Origin of the sequence: Duganella sp. (assembly GCF_039595735.1) — a bacterium.
Lineage (GTDB): Bacteria > Pseudomonadota > Gammaproteobacteria > Burkholderiales > Burkholderiaceae_D > Rugamonas.
This window is the reverse complement of the sequence record NZ_JBCNLB010000003.1, coordinates 340,070-361,351: the sequence shown is the minus strand read 5'-3', so window position 1 is coordinate 361,351 and position 21,282 is coordinate 340,070. Positions and strand designations below refer to the sequence as shown.

The 21,282-nt window shown below is 66.7% G+C and carries 13 protein-coding genes; 4 read left to right on the top strand and 9 right to left on the bottom strand.

The window, feature by feature from the left end:
* From ABDW57_RS09050 to ABDW57_RS09040, 3 genes are read right to left on the bottom strand one after another with little or no spacing between them, the layout of a single operon-like run.
* Positions 1-2,244 (bottom strand): acyltransferase family protein, encoded by a 2,244-nt coding sequence (locus ABDW57_RS09050; protein ID WP_343729876.1) that lies wholly within the window; start codon positions 2,242-2,244, stop codon positions 1-3.
* Complete coding sequence (locus ABDW57_RS09045; RefSeq protein WP_343729875.1) at positions 2,241-2,810, bottom strand: hypothetical protein; 570 nt, start codon at positions 2,808-2,810, stop codon at positions 2,241-2,243. The genes ABDW57_RS09050 and ABDW57_RS09045 overlap by 4 nt, the downstream gene beginning before the upstream one ends.
* Positions 2,807-3,871, bottom strand: a complete 1,065-nt coding sequence (locus ABDW57_RS09040) for a hypothetical protein (protein WP_343729874.1) — start codon at positions 3,869-3,871, stop codon at positions 2,807-2,809. The genes ABDW57_RS09045 and ABDW57_RS09040 overlap by 4 nt, the downstream gene beginning before the upstream one ends.
* 83 nt (positions 3,872-3,954) lie before the next feature.
* Here ABDW57_RS09040 and ABDW57_RS09035 point away from each other — a divergent pair, with 83 nt between their 5' ends.
* The 3 genes from ABDW57_RS09035 to ABDW57_RS09025 all read left to right on the top strand — a co-directional run bounded on the left by ABDW57_RS09035 (position 3,955) and on the right by ABDW57_RS09025 (position 8,522).
* The gene (locus ABDW57_RS09035) at positions 3,955-5,478 is read left to right on the top strand and encodes a PAS domain S-box protein (protein ID WP_343729873.1); all 1,524 of its coding nucleotides are present in this window, start codon (positions 3,955-3,957) and stop codon (positions 5,476-5,478) included.
* A 63-nt stretch (positions 5,479-5,541) separates the two neighbouring features.
* Positions 5,542-6,489: a class I SAM-dependent methyltransferase gene (locus ABDW57_RS09030; protein ID WP_343729872.1), complete on the top strand. Its 948-nt coding sequence runs from the start codon at positions 5,542-5,544 to the stop codon at positions 6,487-6,489.
* Between the two features lie 2 nt (positions 6,490-6,491).
* Complete coding sequence (locus ABDW57_RS09025) at positions 6,492-8,522, top strand: Mur ligase family protein (RefSeq protein ID WP_343729871.1); 2,031 nt, start codon at positions 6,492-6,494, stop codon at positions 8,520-8,522.
* 9 nt (positions 8,523-8,531) lie between these two features.
* Here ABDW57_RS09025 and cphA read toward each other — a convergent pair whose 3' ends face one another.
* The 6 genes from cphA to ABDW57_RS08995 all read right to left on the bottom strand — a co-directional run bounded on the left by cphA (position 8,532) and on the right by ABDW57_RS08995 (position 19,278).
* Complete coding sequence (gene cphA / locus ABDW57_RS09020; RefSeq protein WP_343729870.1) at positions 8,532-11,144, bottom strand: cyanophycin synthetase; 2,613 nt, start codon at positions 11,142-11,144, stop codon at positions 8,532-8,534.
* 25 nt (positions 11,145-11,169) lie between these two features.
* Positions 11,170-11,991: a cyanophycinase gene (locus tag ABDW57_RS09015; protein ID WP_343729869.1), complete on the bottom strand. Its 822-nt coding sequence runs from the start codon at positions 11,989-11,991 to the stop codon at positions 11,170-11,172.
* Positions 11,992-12,017: 26 nt separating this feature from the next.
* Positions 12,018-13,421, bottom strand: a complete 1,404-nt coding sequence (locus ABDW57_RS09010; RefSeq protein WP_343729868.1) for an iron-containing redox enzyme family protein — start codon at positions 13,419-13,421, stop codon at positions 12,018-12,020.
* A gap of 110 nt (positions 13,422-13,531) precedes the next feature.
* Positions 13,532-14,452, bottom strand: a complete 921-nt coding sequence (locus tag ABDW57_RS09005; RefSeq protein WP_343729867.1) for a ZIP family metal transporter — start codon at positions 14,450-14,452, stop codon at positions 13,532-13,534.
* 6 nt (positions 14,453-14,458) lie between these two features.
* The gene (locus ABDW57_RS09000; protein ID WP_343729866.1) at positions 14,459-15,382 is read right to left on the bottom strand and encodes a manganese catalase family protein; all 924 of its coding nucleotides are present in this window, start codon (positions 15,380-15,382) and stop codon (positions 14,459-14,461) included.
* A 125-nt stretch (positions 15,383-15,507) separates the two neighbouring features.
* Positions 15,508-19,278 carry an NAD(P)-binding protein gene (locus tag ABDW57_RS08995; RefSeq protein WP_343729865.1) on the bottom strand — a complete coding sequence of 1,257 codons (3,771 nt, stop codon included), beginning with the start codon at positions 19,276-19,278 and terminating at the stop codon, positions 15,508-15,510.
* Between the two features lie 240 nt (positions 19,279-19,518).
* Between ABDW57_RS08995 and ABDW57_RS08990 the strand changes: the two genes are divergently transcribed.
* Positions 19,519-21,279, top strand: coding sequence for a glycoside hydrolase family 2 TIM barrel-domain containing protein (locus ABDW57_RS08990; RefSeq protein WP_343729864.1), 1,761 nt, complete (start codon positions 19,519-19,521; stop codon positions 21,277-21,279).
* The last annotated feature ends 3 nt before the right edge of the window (positions 21,280-21,282 follow it).

Here is a 21,282-nt window from a genome sequence, read left to right as displayed (position 1 = left end):
TCATCTGGCCTTGGCCAGGTAGCGGTGCTCCCGCACCCGCTGAAGCACGCTGTGGCGCAGGTCGCGCCACAGCGGCATCGGGTCCCGCCAGTCGAAGATGAAGTAGCCTGAGCGGGGCCGTACAAACTCCCACAGATAGCCGGCCAGTTCGCGCCACGACAGTACGCGCAGCAAGCGCCGCGTCTCGGCGGTCATAAACCTGCATCGCACGCCCGCCGCATATGGCCTGACGTCCACCTCCAATCCAAGTCCGAATGCCTGGTAACAGTACCAGGGAAAATGCGCGCCGGCCTGGCAGGCCAGCGGCAAGCTGCCCCAGAAGCGTCCATTCACCTCCATCAGGGCGGCGCGCCCGGTGGCGGGATCGTAACGGTATTCGACCATTGCCACCCCTTCCCATGCCAGCGCGCGCAGCAGCGCCACCGAGCGCCGCATCAGGTCCGCATGACGTTGCGGCGGCAAGGACATGCACAGGGTCGAGGTGCCGCCCTCCGGCGGCCACTCGTGCAGGCGCTGGTGCTGGAATTGGCATAGCGCCTGTCCATCCCTCATCAACACGAACTGCCCGAGCCCATGACCGCCACAGTAGTCCTGCACCATGGGATAGCGGCCCAGCGGCTGGTAGCGGCGCAGACAGGCCATCAACGCTGGCGCGTCCGCGCAATATTCGACCTTCCGCAGGGCCATGCCGGCCTGCCGCAGGAGCGGCATCATGGCGTTCGGATCGGCCCATTTCAGCACCACCGGGTAGTGCGCCTGTGCCGCGGCCGTGGCGCCGTCGTCGATGCTGGCCGGATGCCAGGTACGCGGCACGAACACGCCGGCCGACGTCGCCGCGGCGTAGGTCAGATCCTTGCGCAGCACGCGCTCCATGCGCACCGCGTCAGCAAACATGCAGCGGTAAGCGGGCAACTGCGCGCGCGCCTGGTTCAGGGCCAGGATGTCGGTTTCCGCGATGGCGTACAAGGCTGCCGGGCCTATCTCATCGCTCAGGCGGCGCAGCTGTGCCAGCACGTCGTCGGCGCGCAGCAGGCCGCGGTGCAGGTAGCGCGATGCCAATCCGGGTGCGCCCTCGCTGCGTGCGATGCCATACACCGTCACGCCGTGCCGGCCCAGGTCACGGATGATGGCCAGGCCGATGGGCGTGTCGATGCCCAGTACCACGGCCGGCAGTGGCTGGGGTGGCGGCGGCGTCAGCAATGCCCGCAGCCGGAGGCGCCATTGATGGCGCAGGCGTTCCGTCAGCACGGCGGCGGTTACGGTGGTGGCGATGACGGCCAGCATGGTGATGACGTAAAAGCCCGGTCTGGCGGGATCGCCATTGAACAGCGCCGCGTAGAACTGGATCAGCGGCTGATGCAGCAGATAGATGCTGAATGTGCAGGCGGCAGCGGCACGCACCAGCGGCGCCACGGCGTGTAGCGGCGGCGCCAGCGCGCGCATGGCGACAAAGTGGCAGGCCACGATCAGGGCAAGCAGGTAGTCGGTGATGAAGTAGCGCGAGAACGCCAGCTGGCGATGCCAGTCGGCACCGATCCATTGGCGCAGCCATGCGCTGCCTGCCTCGGTCAGGCCATGCTTGTGGAACAGGGCGTAGGCGGCGCAGGACGCCAGCAGCAGGGCGGCGGCGGAGCGGCGGTCGATGCGCTTCAAGGCGTCCCAGCGGTGCAGCAGCACGCCGGCGGCCCAGACTGGCGCCAGCAGCAGGATCTTGGGACCGATCAGCAGCGCCACCGCGCCAGTCCACAGCAGCCGCCTGCGCCCGCGCGTGAATGTCAGGATGGCGAACAGCACGTAGTACCAGAATTCGTAGCACAGCGACCAATATGGCACATTCGAGAAGGACATGATGGACAGTGTCCATGCCTCGTTCATGAAGGCCAGGCTGGTGAGCATGCGCAGCCAGCCCAGGTCGTGCGTGGTGCGGCCATCGTAGAACTGCGGCGCCATGGCTTCTCCCAGCAGGTCCAGCAGGGGGGTGAGCAGCACTGCGGGCAGCGCCAACGAGTAAAGGCGCGCCAGGCGGCTGGCCCAGTATTCCTGCGGCGTGGTCTCGCGCGTGGCGGTGATGTGGGCGATCACGTAGCCGGACAAGACGAAGAACACGATCACGGCGGCGTGTCCGTGGTTGCTGAACGCCATCTTGTCCACGCTGAGCGAGCGCAGGTTCGCGTGGTACAGCACCACCAGCAGTGCGCTGATGACGCGTACCAGGTCGAGGTAGAGGGAGAATGAGCGGTTCATGGGGCGCTTTGTTTCAAGGTGTGGTGCAGGGCGTGGACTGCCTGATGAAGGCGCGCGAAGCAGTGGTCGAAGTAGGCGTCGGACAGGGTATAGGGATCGTGCAGGTGCGGCGTCGCCGGCGTGCACCACAGGCCGAGCAAGGCGATCTGAATGTCATTGCGCCCGGCCAGGCGGCGCCGCAGCTCGCGCGCTTGGCGGATTTCCATGGCGATGAACAGATCACCGGGCAGGATGCCGAAGTCGCGCATATCGGTGGCGCGGTGCATGGTCAGATCCGCGCCGCAGCGCAGGGCCGCATGCACGGCGGCGGCCGGCGACAAGGCGCCGGTGCAGGTGGCCAGTCCGATCGACGCCGCCGGCATGCCGATGCCGGCCGCCACGCATTGCGCATAAGCGCTGCGGCAGATGTTGCCGAGACAGACGAATACCACGCGCCGCACGCGCTGCGGATGACGCAGACGGAATGCGCGCAGCAGCCCGCAGCGCAGGGCCAGGCGGGCCAGCAGCAGGCGCACGGCGCCGCGCCAGCTTCCATAGCGCGCCGCTGTTGCTACGCGGATGCTCATGTTTTCCTCGCGGCCAGGCAGGCCAGCAGCAACTGGCCGTAGCGGTCGTAGATCACTTGGGTGGCCAGGCGGGCGGCGGTATGCCATGGCCGCCCGCGCAGCAGCGGATTGCGCGACGACGCCGGTGTGATTGGCAGTGCGGCTGCCGCGGCCAGGCCGCTGGCCTGGAAGCGCTGCGGGTGCGCCGCCACGTAGGCGCACAGCCGTTCGAGGCGCGACTGATTGACCGCGTGGCGCCGCAGCCGGCGGAAGCCATCGCCACGGCTTTGCACGTATTCAAATGGATGGCTGAGGATTACCATCAGTTCCAGCCCTGCGGCACAGGCCTGCTCCAGCAACCAGCGCAGCTCCGCGAAACTGCTGCCCGAGATGGACACGGTCTTGCGGTGTCCAGGCCAATCTGCATAGGACAACACCGGGCATTCAAGCACGCCTTGCAGCATATGGCGCCCTGCGTATAGCTGGTAGTGCGCCAGTCCGCTGTCGTAGATGCCGAGGCCAATGTTTGAGCTAAACGGTATGTCCAGGACAGCGAGTGCGCGATACAGGTTGTCGTCGTGCTGCAGGCTGCCCGCGCGGAACACCTGCGGCGGCGGCAGCCCCCATTGCGCGAACGCCGCCAGTCCATCACGCAGCAGGGCAATGGTGGACATAGGTTCGCGCCCGGCCAGGTCGTCCTGACGCGGCGCGCGCGCCACCCGTTGCGGCCAGTCCGCGTGCCGGAACACCGACCAGCAAGGATGTACATGTAGTTGCAGTTCGTGCCCGTGTTGAGCGATCCGCCGCGTCAGCGCACGCATGGGATCATCGCCGAAGTAATGCCGTTGCACCGTCTCCACAAAGAAGGTAGCCTGTATATGGTGCCGCTGGAAGCAGTGCAGCAGAAACTCCAGCCCCTGCGAGCGGCCATCGACGTCGCAGCGCACCATCGGCACGCCCACCGGCGGCAATGCAGGGTCGGCAAACGCCCCGCCAATGCTGAACTCCGTATCGATTGTGAAGCAGACGCGCATGGCGGCACCCGGCAACGGCAACCCGGCCAGTGTAGCCATTGCCGCCATGGCCGGCCTGCGCTTGATCAATAAGTGCGCCCGAACGCCCGCCTCTCAAGTAAAATTGGATCAACCAGTCATGAAGGATAACCATGCAGCAAAGTGCCTTGTCCAGCGTAGATGCGATCGAAGCGGAGCGGTTTCGCCAGTTCATCATGGGCGTGACCGACTACGCGATCTACATGCTGTCGCCGGATGGCACGGTGGTGACGTGGAATGCCGGCGCGCAGCGCTTCAAGGGCTATCCGCCGGAAGAAATCATCGGCCGCCATTTCTCCATGTTCTACACCGAGGAAGACCGCGCGCGCGGCCGCCCGGCGCGCGCGCTGGAGCTGGCGCGCACCACCGGCAAGTTCGAGGACGAGGGCTGGCGCGTGCGCAAGGACGGCAGCCGCTTCTGGGCCAGCGTGGTGATCGACCCGATTGTCGATCCAAACGGCGAGTTGCTGGGCTTTGCCAAGATCACGCGCGACATCACCGAGCGCCGCGTCGCCGCCGAGCAGCTGGAGCGGGCGCGCGAGGCGCTGTTCCAGTCGCAGAAGCTGGAAGCCATCGGCAAGCTGACCGGCGGCATCGCGCACGACTTCAATAATCTGCTGAGCGTGATCATGAACGGGCTGGAACTGCTGCGCATGTCCAAGGACCCCGCCGCGATTGCCAAGTCGGTGGACACCATGTCGCGCGCGGCCCAGCGCGGCGCCTCGCTCACCCAGCAGTTGCTGGCGTTCGCCCGCCAGCAACCGTTGCGGCAGGAGGCGCATGACGTCGCGCGCGTGATCCGCTCGTTCGAGGCGGTGTTACGGCGCGCGCTGACGGACTACATGCACCTGCACCTGCACATCGCGCCGGACCTGCCGCAGGCCATGATCGACCCCACCCAGTTCGAGTCGGCGCTGCTCAACCTGGTGGTCAATGCGCGCGACGCCATGCAGGACGATGGCGAAGTGCTGGTCGATGTCGATGTCGTGAAGCTGACGGAGAATGAAGTGGAGCGGCTGCCGGCCGGCCATTACATTCGCGTCATGGTCAAGGACAATGGCGAAGGCATGACGCCGGAAACCATGACGCGCGCCCTGGAACCGTTCTTCACCACCAAGGAGGTTGGCAAGGGTACAGGGCTGGGCCTGAGCCAGGTGTACGGCATGATGCAGCAATGCCAGGGCGCGCTGACGCTGGATTCGCGCGTGGGCGAGGGCACGGTGGTGTCGCTGTACTTCCCGGCCGTGACGCGGTCGCACGAGGTCGATCAAACCACGCCCCGCGCCCAGAAAGTGCTGCTGGTGGATGACCAGCTGGACTTGCTGGAAACGGCCATCAGCCTGTTCACCCACCTGGGCTATGAAGTGCTGTCGGCCGATAATGGCACCCAGGCGCTGGAAACGCTGCGCCAGCATCCGGACATCGGCATCCTGTTCAGCGACGTGGTCATGCCGGGCATGAACGGGGTAGAGCTGGGCAAGATCGCGCGGCGCGAATTCCCCGACCTGAAAATCGTACTGGCGTCCGGCTACGTCAAGGCGGCGCTGCGCGACCAGATGCCGGACATCGGCAATTTTGAACTGCTTGCCAAGCCTTACCGCCTGAGCGACCTGATACGCGCGCTAAAAGCGCTATAAGTGCGGTGGCGCACCCAGTGCGCCCGGCGGGTAGGTCAGTATGGATGTTTTACAGGAGAGTCCGTGATCCCGTACCACATCCCACCCGCCCAGCAGCAGGCCTTGCTGGCGCTGGGCGCCGCGCTGCGCGCCCGTCAATATCAATTCTCCACCGTGACGCCCCTGACGCAGGCACGCGTGCTGGCGCGTCCGCACGCGCCGCAGGCGGCCACGCTGCGTGATGTCTTTGGCTGGAACCGGCCGTTCACCGCCGCCGCCATCGACGCCGAACTGCTGGCCTGCATGCGCGCGGCCGGGGTGCTGGAAACGTCGGACGGGCTGCTGCGCAGCACCCTGCGCATGTCGACGCTGGCCGGCGAGTGGCTGTTCCACTCGGCTTATCCCACCAGCCAGGCCGACGCGGTGTTCTTTGGCCCGGACACCTGCCGCTTTGTGCGCGCCATGGAGCAGACCGCTGGGCCGCAGCCGGTGCAGCGCATCGTCGATATCGGTTGCGGCAGCGGCGCCGCCGCCATCACGCTGGCGCGCCGCTTCCCGCATGCCGAGGTGATTGCCGCCGACATCAACGAGCGCGCGGTGGCCATGGCCGACCTGAATATCCGTCTGGCCGGGCTGCCCAATGCGCGCAGCTGCTACAGCAATCTGCTGCATCACCTGGACGGCAAGTTTGATCTGATCGTGGCCAATCCGCCATACCTGCTGGACCCCGCCGAACGCGCTTACCGCCATGGCGGCGGCGCGCTGGGCGCAGGCCTGTCGCTGCAGATCGTGCAGGCGGCCATCGCGCGGCTGAGCGCGGGCGGCGCCCTGTGGCTGTACACCGGCGTGGCCATGACCGGCGGCGAAGACCCGTTCCTGCGCCAGGCGGCAGCGCTGCTGGATCAGGCAGGCCTGCGCTGGACCTACGAAGAGATCGACCCCGACGTGTTCGGGGAAGAGCTGGAGACCCCGGCCTATGCGGGCGCCGACCGCATTGCCGCCGTGTGGCTGGTCGCCACCAGGGATATCTGAACATGCGCATCCTGCAACAGCGCCTGCTGCGCGGCGCCAACCTGTATAGCCGCAATCCGTGCCTGACCGCGCTGATCGAATCAACGCTGCCGGACGCCGGCTGGCAACTGGCCTACACCACGCGCTATCTGCAGCAGGCCTGTGGTGAAGCGGTGGAGTTCATCCATGCCGAAACGGTAGACGATGCGCCCGCGCACTGGCGCGTGGTGGTGCAGTACGGGCTTGAGCATCTCGGCCAAGCCGCGCTCAGGGAGGCGGTCGAGCTGATCGCCGCCACCCTGCACGGCGTACCGCCGGAGGTGGCGCGCGCGGTGGACCAGCTGCGTGCAATGGCGGCTTCGATGCAACTGCCGCCGGCCACCCGCGCGTTGATGCGCGAGGCGGCCGCGCTGGGCGTGCCGGTGCAGCGCATCAGCGAACATGGCGGTCTGATACGGCTGGGATGGGGCAGCCGCCAGTGGCGTTATCTGGACGATGCCGGCGACGACAACCGGCTGCTGACCAACACCTTGCTGCACCGGCGCCAGCCGATGCGCTCCCTGCTGATCGAGGCCCAGCTGCCGGTGACGCCGGAAGACTTCGATCATCCGCAACGCCAGCCCGGCGAGCGCTTGCGGGTGCAGGTGCTGGATGGCGTGGCCCAGCATGCGTTGGCGCCGGTGCGGCTGTTGTGCGAGCGCGCCGCCGCCGTCCTCGGGCTGGCGCATGCGCAGGTGGACCTGCTGCCGGCATGGCGCGGTTACGTGGTGGATGCGGTGCTGGGGGCCGCGCCGCCCAGCGATGGACAGCGCATGCTGCCGCAGGCCTTGCGCGCGGCCCCGGCGCAGGCGCGCATCCCGGTGATCGGCATTACCGGCACCAACGGCAAGACCACCACCACCCTGATGATTGCGCACGCGGTGCAACTGGCGGGCTATCGCACCGGCTGTGCCAGCACGCAGGGCATCACGCTGGATGGCACGGTGCTGGCGGACGGCGACTGCACCGGTTACTGGTCGCATCGCAGTTTGCTGGCGTCGCCGCTGACCGATTTCGCGGTGCTGGAGACGGCGCGCGGCGGCCTGCTCAAGCGCGGGCTGGCGTATGACCGCTGCAGCGTCGGCGTGATGCTGAATGTCTCGGATGATCATCTGGGCCTGGATGGCGTGCACACGGTGGAGCAATTGGCGCGCGTGAAATCGCTGGTGGTGCAGGTGGCCGAGGTGGCGGTGCTGAATGCCGACGACGCGCATTGCGTCGCTGCCCGCGCGCGGCTGGCGCCCGGCGCCCGCGCCATCTATTTTTCCATGCGGCCGGATAATCCGGTGCTGCTGGCGCAACTGGAGCAGGGCGGCGACGCGGTCTGGCTGGAGCATGACGCCATCATGCTGAGCCAGCGGCAGGTGCGGCAGCGGGTGATCCCGGCCGCGCACATACCCGCCACCTGCGGCGGGCTGGCGCGCTACAACATCGCCAACAGCATGGCGGCAACGGCGGCGCTGGCGGCGGCCGGCTTCACCGCGGCGCAGATCGCGGCGGGGCTGGCCAGCTTTGAATCGGATGCGGCCACCAACCCGTTGCGTTCCAATGTGTTTGAACTTGGACCGGTGCGCATCGTGCTGGATTATGCGCACAATGCCGCCGCCTATGCGGCTGTGGCGACGCTGGCGCGCGGCCTTGCCGGTCCCGGCGGCCGTGCGCTGGCGGTGGTGACCGCGCCCGGTGACCGCCGTGACGAGGATCTGACGCGCACCGGCGCCACCTGCGCGGCCCATTTCGACCAGCTGTATGTATATGAATCGCAGAGCAGGGGACGCGCGCAGGGCGGCGCGGCGGAGATCATCAGCGCCGGCGCGCGCGCAGCCGGCGGCGCTGTGGTCAGCACCTATCCGGCGGCCGACGTGGCGGTGCAGGCGGCGTATCGCGCCTGCCAGCCGGGGGACGTAATGGTGTTCGCCTGCGGCACCGAGGTGGCCACCCTGATCGACGCCATCCGCGCCATCGACGCGCCAGCCGCCGAACAGCTGGCGCAGCAGGCCGCACCCGCGGCCTGAGCGCGGCAGTTACACCAGCGTGGCGTCGATGCGGGCGGCGTTGACCGGATCAACCGGGCGCAGGGCATCCACCAGCTCGGACACCGAAGCGCCGCAAGCATAGACCAGCACATCGCCAGGACGGCATTGCGCCAGTGCCAGGCGCAGCGCTTGCGCCGGCTCGCGTTCCAGCAGGACACCGTGCTCGCTGCCGCGTGCCGTCTTGGCCGCGGCCAGCATGATGCCGGCACGCTCGCCGGGCGCCCGCCCGCGATGCTCGCTGTCCCACTCATAAAACACCACGGTATCGAAGCCGGCACCGCAAATGCTGCCGATTTGCGCGAAGTCGCGTTCACGGCGGTCGCCGGGCGAGGTCACCACCGCCACGCTGCGGCCGTCCGTCATGGCGCGTGCGGTGCCGGCCAGCGCCTGGAAAGCCGCCGGGTTGTGGGCGAAGTCGACGATCACCTGCACGCCGTTGACGTCATACAGGTTGCCGCGTACAGGATTGTGGCGTGCGTCCGAAACAAAGCTGCGCAGGCCCGCCGCAATGGCGCCATTGCCGACGTCGCAGGCCATCAGCGCCGCCACCGCGGCCAGTCCGTTGGCGATATTGTGGCGCGCGCAGCCGCCCATGGTGGCGGGCATCTCGGCCGCCGCCAGCAGACGCACCGGCTTGCCGCTGCCGTCGGTCGCCATCAGCGCGCCATCCTGCAGCCAGGTGGCGCGGCCGCCGCTGGCCAGATGCTGCAGCAATGCCGGCTGGTTGGCGTCGCAGCTGAAGTAGATGCGTTCCACCGCGCTGTCCAGGCGCGCGCCGATGGCGCGGCAAAGCGCGTCTTCGGCGTTCAGCACCACGGCGTTGGAGGCGGCCTGCGCCACCACCGCTTTCACCTCCGCCAGCTGCTCCAGCGTATCGACGCCGTCCATGCCGAGATGGTCCTCGGCGACGTTGAGCAGCACCGACACATCGCAGCGGTCGAACGCCAGGCCGCGCTTGAGGATGCCGCCGCGCGCCGTCTCCAGCACCGCGAATTCCACCTCCGGCGCCGACAGCACGGTACGCGCCGACCAGTAGCCGCTGCAGTCGCCGCGCTTGATTTGCTCGCCGTTGATGAACACTCCTTCGCTGGTGGTACAGCCGGTGACGATGCCGGCCTGGCGCAGAATATGGTCTATCATCAGCGTGGTGGTGGTCTTGCCGTTGGTGCCGGTGATGGCCAGCACCGGGATGCGGCCGTCGTGTTGGCCGAACATCGAATCGACAATCGCCGCGCCGGCATCGCGTGGCACGCCGGCGCTCGGGTATTCATGCATGCGGATGCCAGGCGCCGCGTTGATCTCGATGACGGCGCCGTTGCGGCCATCCAGCGTTTGCGTGATGTCGCTGCATACCAGGTCGATGCCTGCCACATCGAGTCCGATCTTGCGCGCGGCGCGCACGCACATCGACAGCGTGGAGGGCGGCAGGCGGCCGGTCACGTCTTCCGCCGTGCCGCCGCTGGACAGGTTGGCGTTGCCGCGCATGAGTACGCGCTGGCCTTCCGGCGGCACGCTGTCGAAATCGAGGCCTTGCGCGGCCAGCGTGGTTTCGGCATGGCCGTCGAGCGGAATGCGGGTCAGGATATTGGTATGGCCTTCGCCGCGCGCCGGGTTGCGGTTTTCCTGTTCCACCAGCTGGCGCACGGTCGAGACGCCGTCACCCACCACGGCGGCGGGACGGCGCAGCGCGGCCGCCACCACGCGCTCGCCGGCCACCAGGATGCGATAGTCGTCGCCGGGGATGTGGCGCTCCACAATGATGGTGCGGCCATGTTCGCGCGCGCGCTCAAACGCCAGTTGCACTTCGTCCGGCGTGCCGCAGCGGGTGGTGACGCCGCGCCCATGGTTGCCGTCCAGCGGCTTGATCGTCACCAGTCCGCCCAGTTCGCGCGCCGCGCGTTGCGCCTGCTCCAGCGTGCGCACGCTGACGCCTTCCGGCACCGGCACGCCGGCTTCCTGCAGCAGCGCCTTGGTCAGCTGCTTGTCGCTGGCGATGCCGACCGCGATGTGGCCGGTGTCGCCGGTGATGGTGGCCTGCAGGCGTTTTTGCTGTGCGCCCCAGCCCAGCACAAACAGGTTGGCCTCTTCGGTCAGGCGATGATAAGGGATGCCGCGTTTGGCCGCCGCGCGCAGGATGGCGCCGGTGCTGGTGCCGATGGCGTGGCGTTCGGCGGTGGCACGCAGCGCCGTTACGCCGTTTTCCAGCAGTTCCGGCAGGCCGGCGGCGCCAGTGGCCAAACCGTGCACCAGCGACAGCGCCAGCTCGCAGGCTTCAATGGCCACCTGCTCCAGTTCAAACGAACACACCACGCGGTACTGGCCCGGCGTATCGCTGACGGCATGGGTGCGGCCCAGGTAGGTGGGCGTGCCGGCCAGGCATTGCAGTGCGATGGTCACATGTTCGACCACGTGGGCCAGGTTGGCGCCATGCTGCAAGGCTTGCACGAAGCCGCCGTACTGGCCTACCGAACAGCGGTGGTCGTACAGCGACGGCAGCAGCTCCAGCAGGCGTGGCGTGAAGCCGGCGATGCTGACGCTGTCGCGCTCACTCAGCGTCTGCAGATCGATAACGGTCAGCAGGCAAGGCTGATTGGAATACAAATTTGGGCCGCGTAATACGTGTTGTTTAACGATGATCATGCTCTAAAGTCCTGTCGGTTAAATACGAAATGAAGTCGGCCAGCACGCCTTCCTGGTCGGCACGGGCGAAACGGCTGCCGGACGGCAGCAGGTGCAGGCGCACGTCCAGCATGTGCGGTACGGCGCCGGCCGGGATATCGGCGACATTGGTGCGCGCGTGGCGGCAGTCAACCACCGTCACGCTGCCCTGGCCGGCGACTTCGATGCTGTCTTCATGCACGATCAGCGCGGTGTCCTCGTCGATGCCGGCGCCCAGCAGGAAGGGGCTCTGGGCGATGGCGCTAAGCAGGCGGTTGATGCGGTGGCGTTCGGAAAAATGCTGGTCGATGATGACGCGGCTGATGAAGCCCAGTCCCGCGCCCAGCCGCGCCGCGCCTTTTTCCGGCGCCAGTTCGGCCTTGCCTTCGGCCAGCATGTGGGTACACATGCCGGAAGCGCCGGCGCTGGTGCCGGCGATGCAGGCGCCGTTCTCGTAAGCGGTGCGCATGGCTTGCTCCAGCCGGGTGCCGCCGAGGAAAGTGACCAGGCGTTTCTGGTCGCCGCCGGTCATGAAAATGCCGCCCGCGTGTGCGATGCGCTGCGCCAGGTCTTCGTCTTCCGCCTCGCCGCGATGGTTGATGCGGACGTGGCTGACCTTGGTCGCTTCCAGCGCGTCGAAGGCGCTGCGGTACATTTCCCAGACGTCGTTGGGCACCTTGCTGGCGGCGGTGATGACGACAATCAGCTGCTGCGGGCCGCCCGCCAGCGCGACGAATTTTTGCAGCACATCCTTGGCGTCGGTCCGGTCTTCGCCGCCGCCGATGATCATTAAACTTCCGCTTTGGTTCATGGTGTTCAATCAATAAGTTGACGATACATCCGCGTGGCCATCAGGCCCAGCGGACGGTGATGCTGGGCCGGCGACATCAGCCCCTGCAGCAGTTGCATGGCAGCCTGCTTGCTGCCCAGCGTGGCGATCTGCTGTTCCAGCCGGCGCAGCGGGTTGGCATCATCATCGGCACGGTGATGGCGCACGATGCCGCGCGGCGGTCCCTGGCGCTGGGCATGGTGCAGGCCCAGGGTGTCGAGCGAACGCTGGCGCGCGCGGTAGCTGGGCACGCGCGCCGGCGTGACGATCCAGTCGCGCAGCACTTGCTGCTCGTAGGCGCTGAACACGCCGAACATCTCGGCCCGCTCGCTCTGGATCAGGCGCCAGAAGCGGCTGTGCTCGGGCGCCTGGCCGCGCTGGATCCAGCCGGCGTTTTCCAGCTCGGTCAGCATGGCCGCGATCTGCTGCGGATCGCTCAGCCACTCGTTGATGCTGCGGCCGGCCAGGCGGCAGTAGTCCGAGTGCATATTGCAGCCGGTGTGGCTCTTGGCCGCCAGGAGGTCGATCAGTTCCGTCTGCAGGTCGAAGCCGTCGATGACGGAGGTGGTGCAGGCGCCCAGGTCGTTCAGGCGGTAGCCGTCCTGGATGCGCTGCCAGATGGCCGGATGCTCGCCAAAGCGCGGCAGCAGTTGCAGCAGCGCCTGCACCGCCTTGTGGGCGTGGCCGGTGCTGCCGTTGTCCACGGTGACGTGCAGCGTGAAGTAGTACGGGTCGATGCCCAGCTCATTGAGTTCGTAGGCGGTGATCAGCAAGTGCAGTGGCAGCTGCTCGTAACCGAGGTTGTAGCCGATGATCTCGGGCAGGTAGCGCTCGGCGTCATAGGCCAGCGCCAGCTGGATCGCGCCTTGCTCGAAATAGGTGTCGGGCAACTGCTGCCAGTCGTCGCAGTCGTGCGCGGCCAGCAGTTTTTTATACAGCAGCACGTGGTTCTTTTCCGGCACGCCGTCGCCCAGCTCTTCCAGGTAGGTCTGGATCAGCGGGCGGAAATCGGGATCGTCCCAGCGCACCAGCAGACCGTACAGCCAGGCGCCATCGACCAGCTTGGTGGGCGCCACATGGCGCAGGAAGTACAGGGCGTGCGACTGGTTGCTGAAGTAGCGGCGCGGCGCGCCGTCGCGACGGGCCTGCAGATAGGCCTGGTATTCCATGCCGACCGTGAAGGCGCGGCTGGCGGTCCAGGATGCCAGCTGTTCCGGTGTGGACGGCAGGTCGTGGTGCAGCTGGCGCGCCGCCTGCAGGCGCTGCGCCAGGAAGCTGCGCGCACTGTCCAGGGTGGCCGCATCCGGCGGACCGGCATAAAGGGCGTGATAAATCCCGGCCGCGCCGGTGGTTGCGGCGGCGGCGGGAGCGGCGAGCGCTAGCTGTAGCATGGGAATCCTGTCGGTGGCTGGTTGTCGTAGATAAAATTATCAACGGCGCCAGCCGGGTCTTGCATCGGTGCTATTCTTGTGTGAGCGTAAGATCAGGCCGACAGGAAACGTCAGGAAAGCGCCGTGTCCAGCACCATCATGACGATGAAGCCGATCACCAGCGAACAGGCGGCGGTGTTGCAGTGGCCGTGGCGCTGCGCTTCCGGCACCACGTCATGGCAGATCACGTACAGCATGGCGCCGGCGGCGCCGGCCAATCCCCATGGCAGGAAGCTGGTGCTGGCCTCGATCAGCAGCGCGCCGGCCACCGCGCCGAGCGGCTCCACCAGCCCCGAAACAGCCCCCAGCAGCGCCGAGAAGCCGCGCCCGTAGCCGACCGCGCGCAGCGCCAGCGCCACCACCAGGCCTTCCGGTATGTCCTGGATGGCGATGCCGGTGGCCAGCGTATGGGCCTTGACGGCATCCACGCCGCCGTAGCCGACGCCGATCGCCACCCCTTCCGGCAGGTTATGAATCGCCACCGCCGCCACGAACAGCCAGGCCCGCGTCATCGCCTGCGGCGCGCGCACGTTGGCGTCCTGCAGCACCCGGTCCGACTGCACCAGGTGCCCGAGCAGCATCACCAGCGCCATCCCCAGCAGGATGCCGCCGCCCACCGTCAGGCTGGCGTCGATGGCGCCGGCGCCGGCCGCGCGGCTGGCGGACAGCGCCGGCAGCACCAGCGAGAAGGAGGTGGCGGCCAGCATGATGCCGCCGCCCAGTCCGAGGGCGGCGTCATAGCTGCGTTGCGAGAAATTCTGGGACAGCAGGATGGGCAGGGTGCCGGCGGCGGTGGCCGCGGCGGCCCAGCAGCCCCCCACCAGCGCCATGCGTGCAGGCGGCGGCAGATCGGCCAGCAGCAGGGCGCCATCGCGCAGCAACAGCAGCAGGCCGGCCAGCGCGATGACGGCCCCGGCCAGCACGCGCCAGCGGCGCACCGAAAGCCAGGTGCGCCAGCTGGACGGGACTTGCCGCAGGGGAGGGCTATGCATCGGCGCTTACCGCAGCACGCTGCCGCCGTCGGCCTGGTCGTCGGCCGTTACGGCGTCGCTCAGGGCTTCGCCCAGCTCAGCGCCGGTGAGCGGGTCGGCTTCCGGATCGGACATGGTGCGGGCCGCCATCTGGCTCAGCAGCGCTTCTTCCTCGTTGTCCAGCGCCACCGTGGCCGAGCCATCGCCGCCGTCCACCGCGAACTGCTGCTCGCGGTCGCTGACGGTGTCCCATTTCGGGCCGTCGTTCCAGGAGCCGCGTACTTCCGGTCCGCCCTGCGACATGTCGAAGTAGACGCTGGTGAATTCCGGGCGGCCCTGCATTTTCCCCGGCGGGAAGTTGGGCTGGATGGCGTACAGGGCTTTTTCAAACGACTTCTGGTGGGCGATTTCGCGCGTCATCAGGAAGCCCAGCGCTTCCTTCACGCCGGGGTCGTCGGTCAGGTTGATCAGGCGCTCGTAGACGATCTTGGCGCGCGCCTCGGCGGCAATATTGGAGCGCAGGTCGGCGGTCGGTTCACCGATGGTATCGATGTAGGCCGCCGTCCACGGCACCCCGGCCGAATTGACCAGCGGCGCGCCGGCGCCATACAGCACCTGGGTCAGGTGGCTGTCGTTGCCGGCGCCGGTGATGGCGCGATACAGTTCGCCTTCCTCGTCCACCCCTTCGGCCAGCCGCCCCTTGGCGCCCTTGTTCAGCATGACCACGATATTGCCGATCACTTCCAGATGGCTCAGCTCTTCGGTGGCGATATCAAACAGCATATCCTTGCGGCCCGGATCGTCCTCGGCCAGCGCCTGAGTGAAGTAGCGGCAGGCCGCCGCCAGTTCGCCCTGCGGGCCGCCGAATTGTTCCAACATCAGGTTGGCCAGGCCTGGATTGGTTTCACTGACGCGCACGGTGTACTGCAGACGTTTGTTATGAGCGAACATGACGATCCTCCTTGGGTGGGTTGAAGATCCATGTTAGGCGGCGTGATGCGCACCGCCTATCGGCGCCGGTGCTCCCTTGATGTAAGACAGCACCGGCATCGAACGACCGCCAATTATGGATGAGCTTAACCGGCTTTTACCGCCTTGGCGTCGCGTACCCGTTCGGCGGCTTTTTTGCCGGCCAGGAAGGCGTGGTCGGAGTTGTAGTACTCCCACTCGCTGTAGCGGCCGGCCAGCACGATATCGTGCTGTTCCATCCACCCGCGCACCGTGGCGACGTTGCGCGCGCGGGCATGGTCATACACCACATAGGCATACGGCATGTCGACCTGGTTGGCCACCACCACCTCGTCCTCGGCGCGGATGAAGCCGACCTTGATGCAATCGGCAATGCAGCGCTGGATCAGTTCTTCGCCGTCCACCGGCAGCGGCTTCCACGGCGAGTAGGAGATCTCGCAGGTGAAGCCGAAGCCGCCAGGGGCGTTGCATTCCGGGCTGGCGTTGCCCTGCACGAAAATGCGGTGGAAGATGCTGTCCTCGGGGTAGTAGATCCAGTGCTTGTCGGTGATGTCCGGGCGGTTGACGCCGATGTTGACGCAGCGGATCGACACATGGCGCAGACCCTGGGCCGCCTTGCGCACATTTTCCGGCACGCTGTCGCCGCAGCGCTGCACCAGCAGCGGCAGCGGCATGGTGCTGATCAGTTTGCCGTAAGCCAGGCGGCGGCCGTCGGCCAGCACCACCGTGTGCTCCTGCGGCAGCACCTGCACCACGTTGGCGTCCAGCTCGATCTTGCCGCGGATGTGCGGCAGGAAGCCGTTCATCAGCGCCTGGAAGCCGCCGCGCAGCGGGTAGCCGAAGCGGGCGTTCGGCCCCATCGGCTTGGCCACCGGTTCCAGCGCACCTTCGATGATCTGGCCCAGATCCGGCAGCGGCACGCGGCCGCCCAGCCACGAGGTTTCCATTTCCTTCAGCGGCACGGTCCAGATCTTCTTGTTGTAGGGGATGGCAAAGTGCTTGGCGATGCCGGCGCCCCACACGCGGTAAATGAAGTTTTCGAAGTTCTCGGCCTGCGCTTCGGCGCTGCCGCCGTCGCTGTTGGCGACATCGGCGGTGCCGTCGGCGCAGCAATCCTCGACTTCTTTGCTGTCGCAGCGCGGGGCGCCGCCAGCCAGGCCGTAGCGCGATTCAATCGCACCGACGATGCACTCCTTGATGACCGATGGCGGCAAGCCGTACAGCGCACCCTGGAACGGGTAGCGGGTATAGACCTGCTTGCTGTACACCCAGGCCTCGCGCATCTGCCAGTGCTGGTTATCGCCCAGCAGGATGTCGTACAGCTTCAGCACATACGGGTCATTGGAGAACATGATGTGACCGGCGTAGTCGAAGGTAAAGCCCTTGTCCTTGATCGAACGGCACCAGCCGCCGACAGTGGCGTGGCGCTCCAGCAGAACCGTGTCGGCGCCAAGGTGGTAGGCCGCCGACAGCCCGGTCGGGCCGCCGCCAATGATCACGCAGCCGACCGGGCTGGCAGGGCGCATGGCGTTGATGCTGGCGGCCGGTGCGGCACCGGTGGCGGCGGCGCCTGGCGGCGTGGCCGTGGCGCTGCCGCCTGGTGGCGTGCGCTGCATCAGCGCGTGCATCTGCTCGGCAGTGTTTTCCCACGAAGTGCGTTCCACCACCGCGCGCATGCGTTGCGCCAGCTCGGCGCGCTGCTGCGGGGTCAGCGCCAGCGCCGCTTCGCAGTGGGCGATGAATTCGGCGTGGTCGTGACCGATGGCGACGATGTCGCCGTACGGGCGTTCAACGTCGGTGATGGCGGTGCTGACCGACGGCAGTTCGGCCGCCATGTATTCCAGCACCTTGGTCGGGCTGATGTAGCGGGTGGCTTCATTCAGCGCGAACGGCAGCAGGCAGACATCCCAGCCGGCCAGGAACTGCGGCAGCACCTGGTAGGACTGCTGGCCCAGGTAATGGATGTTCTGGCGCTGCGGCAGCGAGGCCGGATCGATCTTGACGATGGGACCGACCAGTACCAATTGCCACTCCGGATGGGCGTCGGCCATGGCGGCGACCAGATCGGCGTCAAAGCGCTCGTCGATCACGCCGTAGTAACCCAGCCGCGGGTGCGGAATGTCGCCATGCAGCGGATGACCGTTGCTGCGGTCCAGCGCCTGGTGGAAGTGCACCGCGTCGACGCTGCTGGCAAAGCAATGGGCGTTGTCGTGGCGGCTGCGCTTGGCTTCGTACAGGCTGGGGCCGCCGGTGAACACCAGATCGGCGCGCTTGAGCAGGGCGGTTTCGCGCTGCAACAGCTGCTTGGGCGGATTCTTGAAGGCGGACAGTTCGTCCATGCAATCGTAGATCACCAGCCCGGCATGGGGCGGCAGCAGCGGCAGCGCCATCGGCGTGTAGAACCACACCAGCGGCTGCTCGTTATAGCCGGGCAGCTCGGCCAGCAGCGGCTGCAGCAGCGGAATCTGGTCGTCGTGGAAGCCGGGCGCCTGCACCGGCGTGTGCGGCTGGCACACGGTGAGGTTGGGCGCCGGGTTGGAGGTCTTCATGAAGGCCGCGCCCTCATGGAATACCGGTTCCTCGACGAACAGGATGCGGTAGTGTTGGGCCAGGCGCGACAGCAGGTGCTGTGGGCGCTGATAGACAAAGTCCCACCGCAGGTGACAAAAAACGATCATGGTTTGCATAGCGCTCTCCCTTTGCCCGTGCGGGCTGTTAGTGGTTGGTGATGGACACAAATGGTCGGTCAGGCGGATCGCCTGGTGCAGCGCGGTGGCATACACCGGCACCGGCAGCCGCGCCAGTGGCGGCGCGCTGTGCAGGTCAACGTCCCACAGGCCGCTGCGGTGCCAGTGGTCGGGTTTGTCCCAGTCAGGCCGGTCGATGGCCGGGTACAGGCAGACGCCGCGCAAATCGACGCCATGCTGTACCGCCAGCGCGGCCTGTTCGGCCATCTGGCGGATCCAGATGCCGCGGCCGCTGCCGACGTGACTGGTTTCGGCCAGCAGCAGCGGCCGGTTGTAGCGCTGCTGCAGCTCGATCAGGGCTTGATGCAGGGGCAATCGGCGCGGGTCGTCCAGATGCCACCACAGGCGCAGGTTGGTGCCGCTTTCCCATTGGTTGCTGTGATAGACGTTGCCGCCGATGATGTCGAGGTAGCGCGGATCGCCGCCCAGCTCCGGCTCGCGCCGGCCGCACAGCATGTCCCAGGCGTCAAATTGCGAGGAACGCCAGCCGGCGGCCTGTTCGCGCCAGTCGGGCCGGTCAGGCGGGGCAATCACATGGATCAGCGGATCGCATTGCAGGAAGCGGGCGCCCGGCGTGATGGCACGGATGGCGTCGATGGCGGCAATGCTGGCGCGCACCAGCTGGCGCTTGCCTTCCTCGCCGGCGCGCGGGTGGTGCATGTTCTTGCAACGGAACATATGCACCGACAAGCCCCAGCTCTGGAACGAGATTTCGTTGACTGGCGAGTAGACCGGCGCCGGTCCCACATGGGGCGCTAAATATTTCGCCAGTTCGGTGCAGTAGCGCACAAAACGCGGCACAAATTCTTCGCTGTAGATGTCCACATCGTCCGGCCAGCCGTAGTGGCAGAAGGTCCAGCACGCTTGCAGGCCGAGCGTTTTCGCGGCTTGCAGGCGGCTATCCAGGATGCTGAAATCGAATTGGCCATCGCGTTCGCACAGGCGCCAGCCGGCCGATTCGCGCACCGTGCGGATGCCGAACGGCTGCAGCAGGGCGTAGTCGCCGTGGGCCTGCTGCAGGTGGCCGGTGACCAGATTCATATCCTGCGGGCGGCCCGCATGGTTGACGTGGTCTGCTCCTTCGTAGCCGGCTTGCCAGTAGCTGGCAAACGGCGCGCAATTCGACGACATAAGGTCGCTCCCCTTGGTGCACGCCGTTGGCTTTATGGTCGGGCTCGTTGGCGTGCGATAGCGATGCCGACCGGAACTGTTAAACCATGCTAGCAATGTTCACAGTGTTCTTCGTGTCCAATACTGTTAAGCAAGACTGCTTTTGCGCCACACTTTTCCACGCGGAATTGGATGATGTCGGCCGTTTGTGCTAATCATTGTTACGATGCATGCACTACCGATTCCGAGCGCGAGGTGAAGATGAGTCAGTTTGAATATCCACGTCCGCAATTGCAGCGCGACGCGTGGCAGTGCCTGAACGGCAGTTGGGATTTCACGTACGACGATGAGCGGCGCTACCGTCATCCCGGCGATGACATTGACTGGGACCGGCGCATTGAAGTGCCGTATGCGCCCGAGTGCGAGATGAGCGGCATCGGCGACCAGGGCTTCCATACGGTGTGCTGGTATCGCCGGGTGTTCACGCTGGACACGCGCAGCGCGCGCACCATGCTGCACTTCGGCGCGGTGGATTACCGCGCGCAGGTGTGGGTGAATGGCGTGCTGGTGGCCGAGCACGAGGGCGGCCATACGCCGTTCCGCGCCGACATCACCGATGCGCTGGTGGAGGGCGCCGAGCAAACGCTGGTGCTGCGCGCCGAGGACGATCCAAGCGACCTGGCCAAGCCGCGCGGCAAGCAGGATTGGCAGCTGGAGCCGCATTCGATCTGGTATCCGCGCACCACCGGCATCTGGCAGACCGTGTGGCTGGAACCGCTGCCCAGCACTTACGTCCGCTCGCTGCGCTGGACGCCGATGTTCGACAACTTCGAGATCGGCTGCGAAGTGCTGGCCGGCGGCGACATCGACCAGCAGTTGTCGGTGCAGGTGCGGCTGTCGCACAATGGCGTGCTGCTGGCGGCCGACCGCTACCTGCTGGTGGGGCAGGAGGCCAACCGCAAGATCGTGCTGTCCGATCCCGGCATCGATGATTCGCGCAATGATCTGCTGTGGAGCCCCGAGCGGCCCACGCTGCTGGACGCCGAGCTGACGCTATACCACGGCGATGAAATCGTCGACGTGGTGCGTTCGTACACGGCGCTGCGTTCGGTGGCGATCAACCGTGACCGCTTCATGCTCAACGGCCGGCCGTATCATCTGCGGCTGGTGCTGGACCAGGGCTACTGGCCGGAGTCGCTGATGACGGCGCCGTCGGACGATGCGCTGCGGCGCGACGTGGAACTGGCCAAGGCCATGGGCTTCAATGGCGTGCGCAAGCACCAGAAGGTGGAAGATCCGCGTTACCTGTACTGGGCCGACCGGCTGGGGCTGCTGGTGTGGGGCGAGATGCCGTCCGCCTATGCCTTCGGTGCGCGTTCCATGACGCGGCTGGTGAAGGAGTGGACCGAGGTGATCGAACGCGATTACAGCCATCCGTGCGTGATCGTGTGGGTGCCGTTCAATGAATCGTGGGGCGTGCCGAACCTGACCTCGACGCAGGCACACCGCAATGCGGTGGAAGCCCTGTACCACCTGACGCGCATGCTGGACGGCACGCGGCCGGTGATCGGCAACGATGGCTGGGAAGCTTCGGCCACCGACATTCTCGGCATCCACGATTACGATGGCGATCCGGAAAAGCTGGGCGCACGCTATGCGGTCAACGATCCGGTGCGGCAGCTGTTCGATCAGCGCCGTCCGGGCGGGCGTATCCTGACGCTGGATGGTTTCCCGCATCGCGGCCAGCCGATTGTGCTGACCGAGTTTGGCGGCATCGCCTACGATCCGAACGCGCCGGAAGGGCATACCTGGGGCTATTCGCGTGCTGGCGACGCGGCCACCTATCTGGAACGCTACCGCGCCTTGCTGCATGTGGTGAACGAGACGGTGATGTTCAGTGGCTTCTGCTACACGCAGTTTGCCGACACCTTCCAGGAGACCAATGGATTGCTGAACGCCGATCGCTCGCCGAAGGTGCCGCTGGAGCAGATCAGCGCCGCCACGCGCAACGTGCCATTGTGAGAT

Bases quoted from the DNA above. Each gene is read 5' to 3' on its own strand.
- ABDW57_RS09050 (WP_343729876.1), bottom strand. From the start codon at position 2,244: ATGAACCGCTCATTCTCCCTCTACCTCGACCTGGTACGCGTCATCAGC.
- ABDW57_RS09045 (WP_343729875.1), bottom strand. From the start codon at position 2,810: ATGAGCATCCGCGTAGCAACAGCGGCGCGCTATGGAAGCTGGCGCGGC.
- ABDW57_RS09040 (WP_343729874.1), bottom strand. From the start codon at position 3,871: ATGGCGGCAATGGCTACACTGGCCGGGTTGCCGTTGCCGGGTGCCGCC.
- ABDW57_RS09035 (WP_343729873.1), top strand. From the start codon at position 3,955: ATGCAGCAAAGTGCCTTGTCCAGCGTAGATGCGATCGAAGCGGAGCGG.
- ABDW57_RS09025 (WP_343729871.1), top strand. From the start codon at position 6,492: ATGCGCATCCTGCAACAGCGCCTGCTGCGCGGCGCCAACCTGTATAGC.
- ABDW57_RS09015 (WP_343729869.1), bottom strand. From the start codon at position 11,991: ATGATCATCGGCGGCGGCGAAGACCGGACCGACGCCAAGGATGTGCTG.
- ABDW57_RS09010 (WP_343729868.1), bottom strand. From the start codon at position 13,421: ATGCTACAGCTAGCGCTCGCCGCTCCCGCCGCCGCCGCAACCACCGGC.
- ABDW57_RS09005 (WP_343729867.1), bottom strand. From the start codon at position 14,452: ATGCATAGCCCTCCCCTGCGGCAAGTCCCGTCCAGCTGGCGCACCTGG.
- ABDW57_RS09000 (WP_343729866.1), bottom strand. From the start codon at position 15,382: ATGTTCGCTCATAACAAACGTCTGCAGTACACCGTGCGCGTCAGTGAA.
- ABDW57_RS08995 (WP_343729865.1), bottom strand. From the start codon at position 19,278: ATGTCGTCGAATTGCGCGCCGTTTGCCAGCTACTGGCAAGCCGGCTAC.
- ABDW57_RS08990 (WP_343729864.1), top strand. From the start codon at position 19,519: ATGAGTCAGTTTGAATATCCACGTCCGCAATTGCAGCGCGACGCGTGG.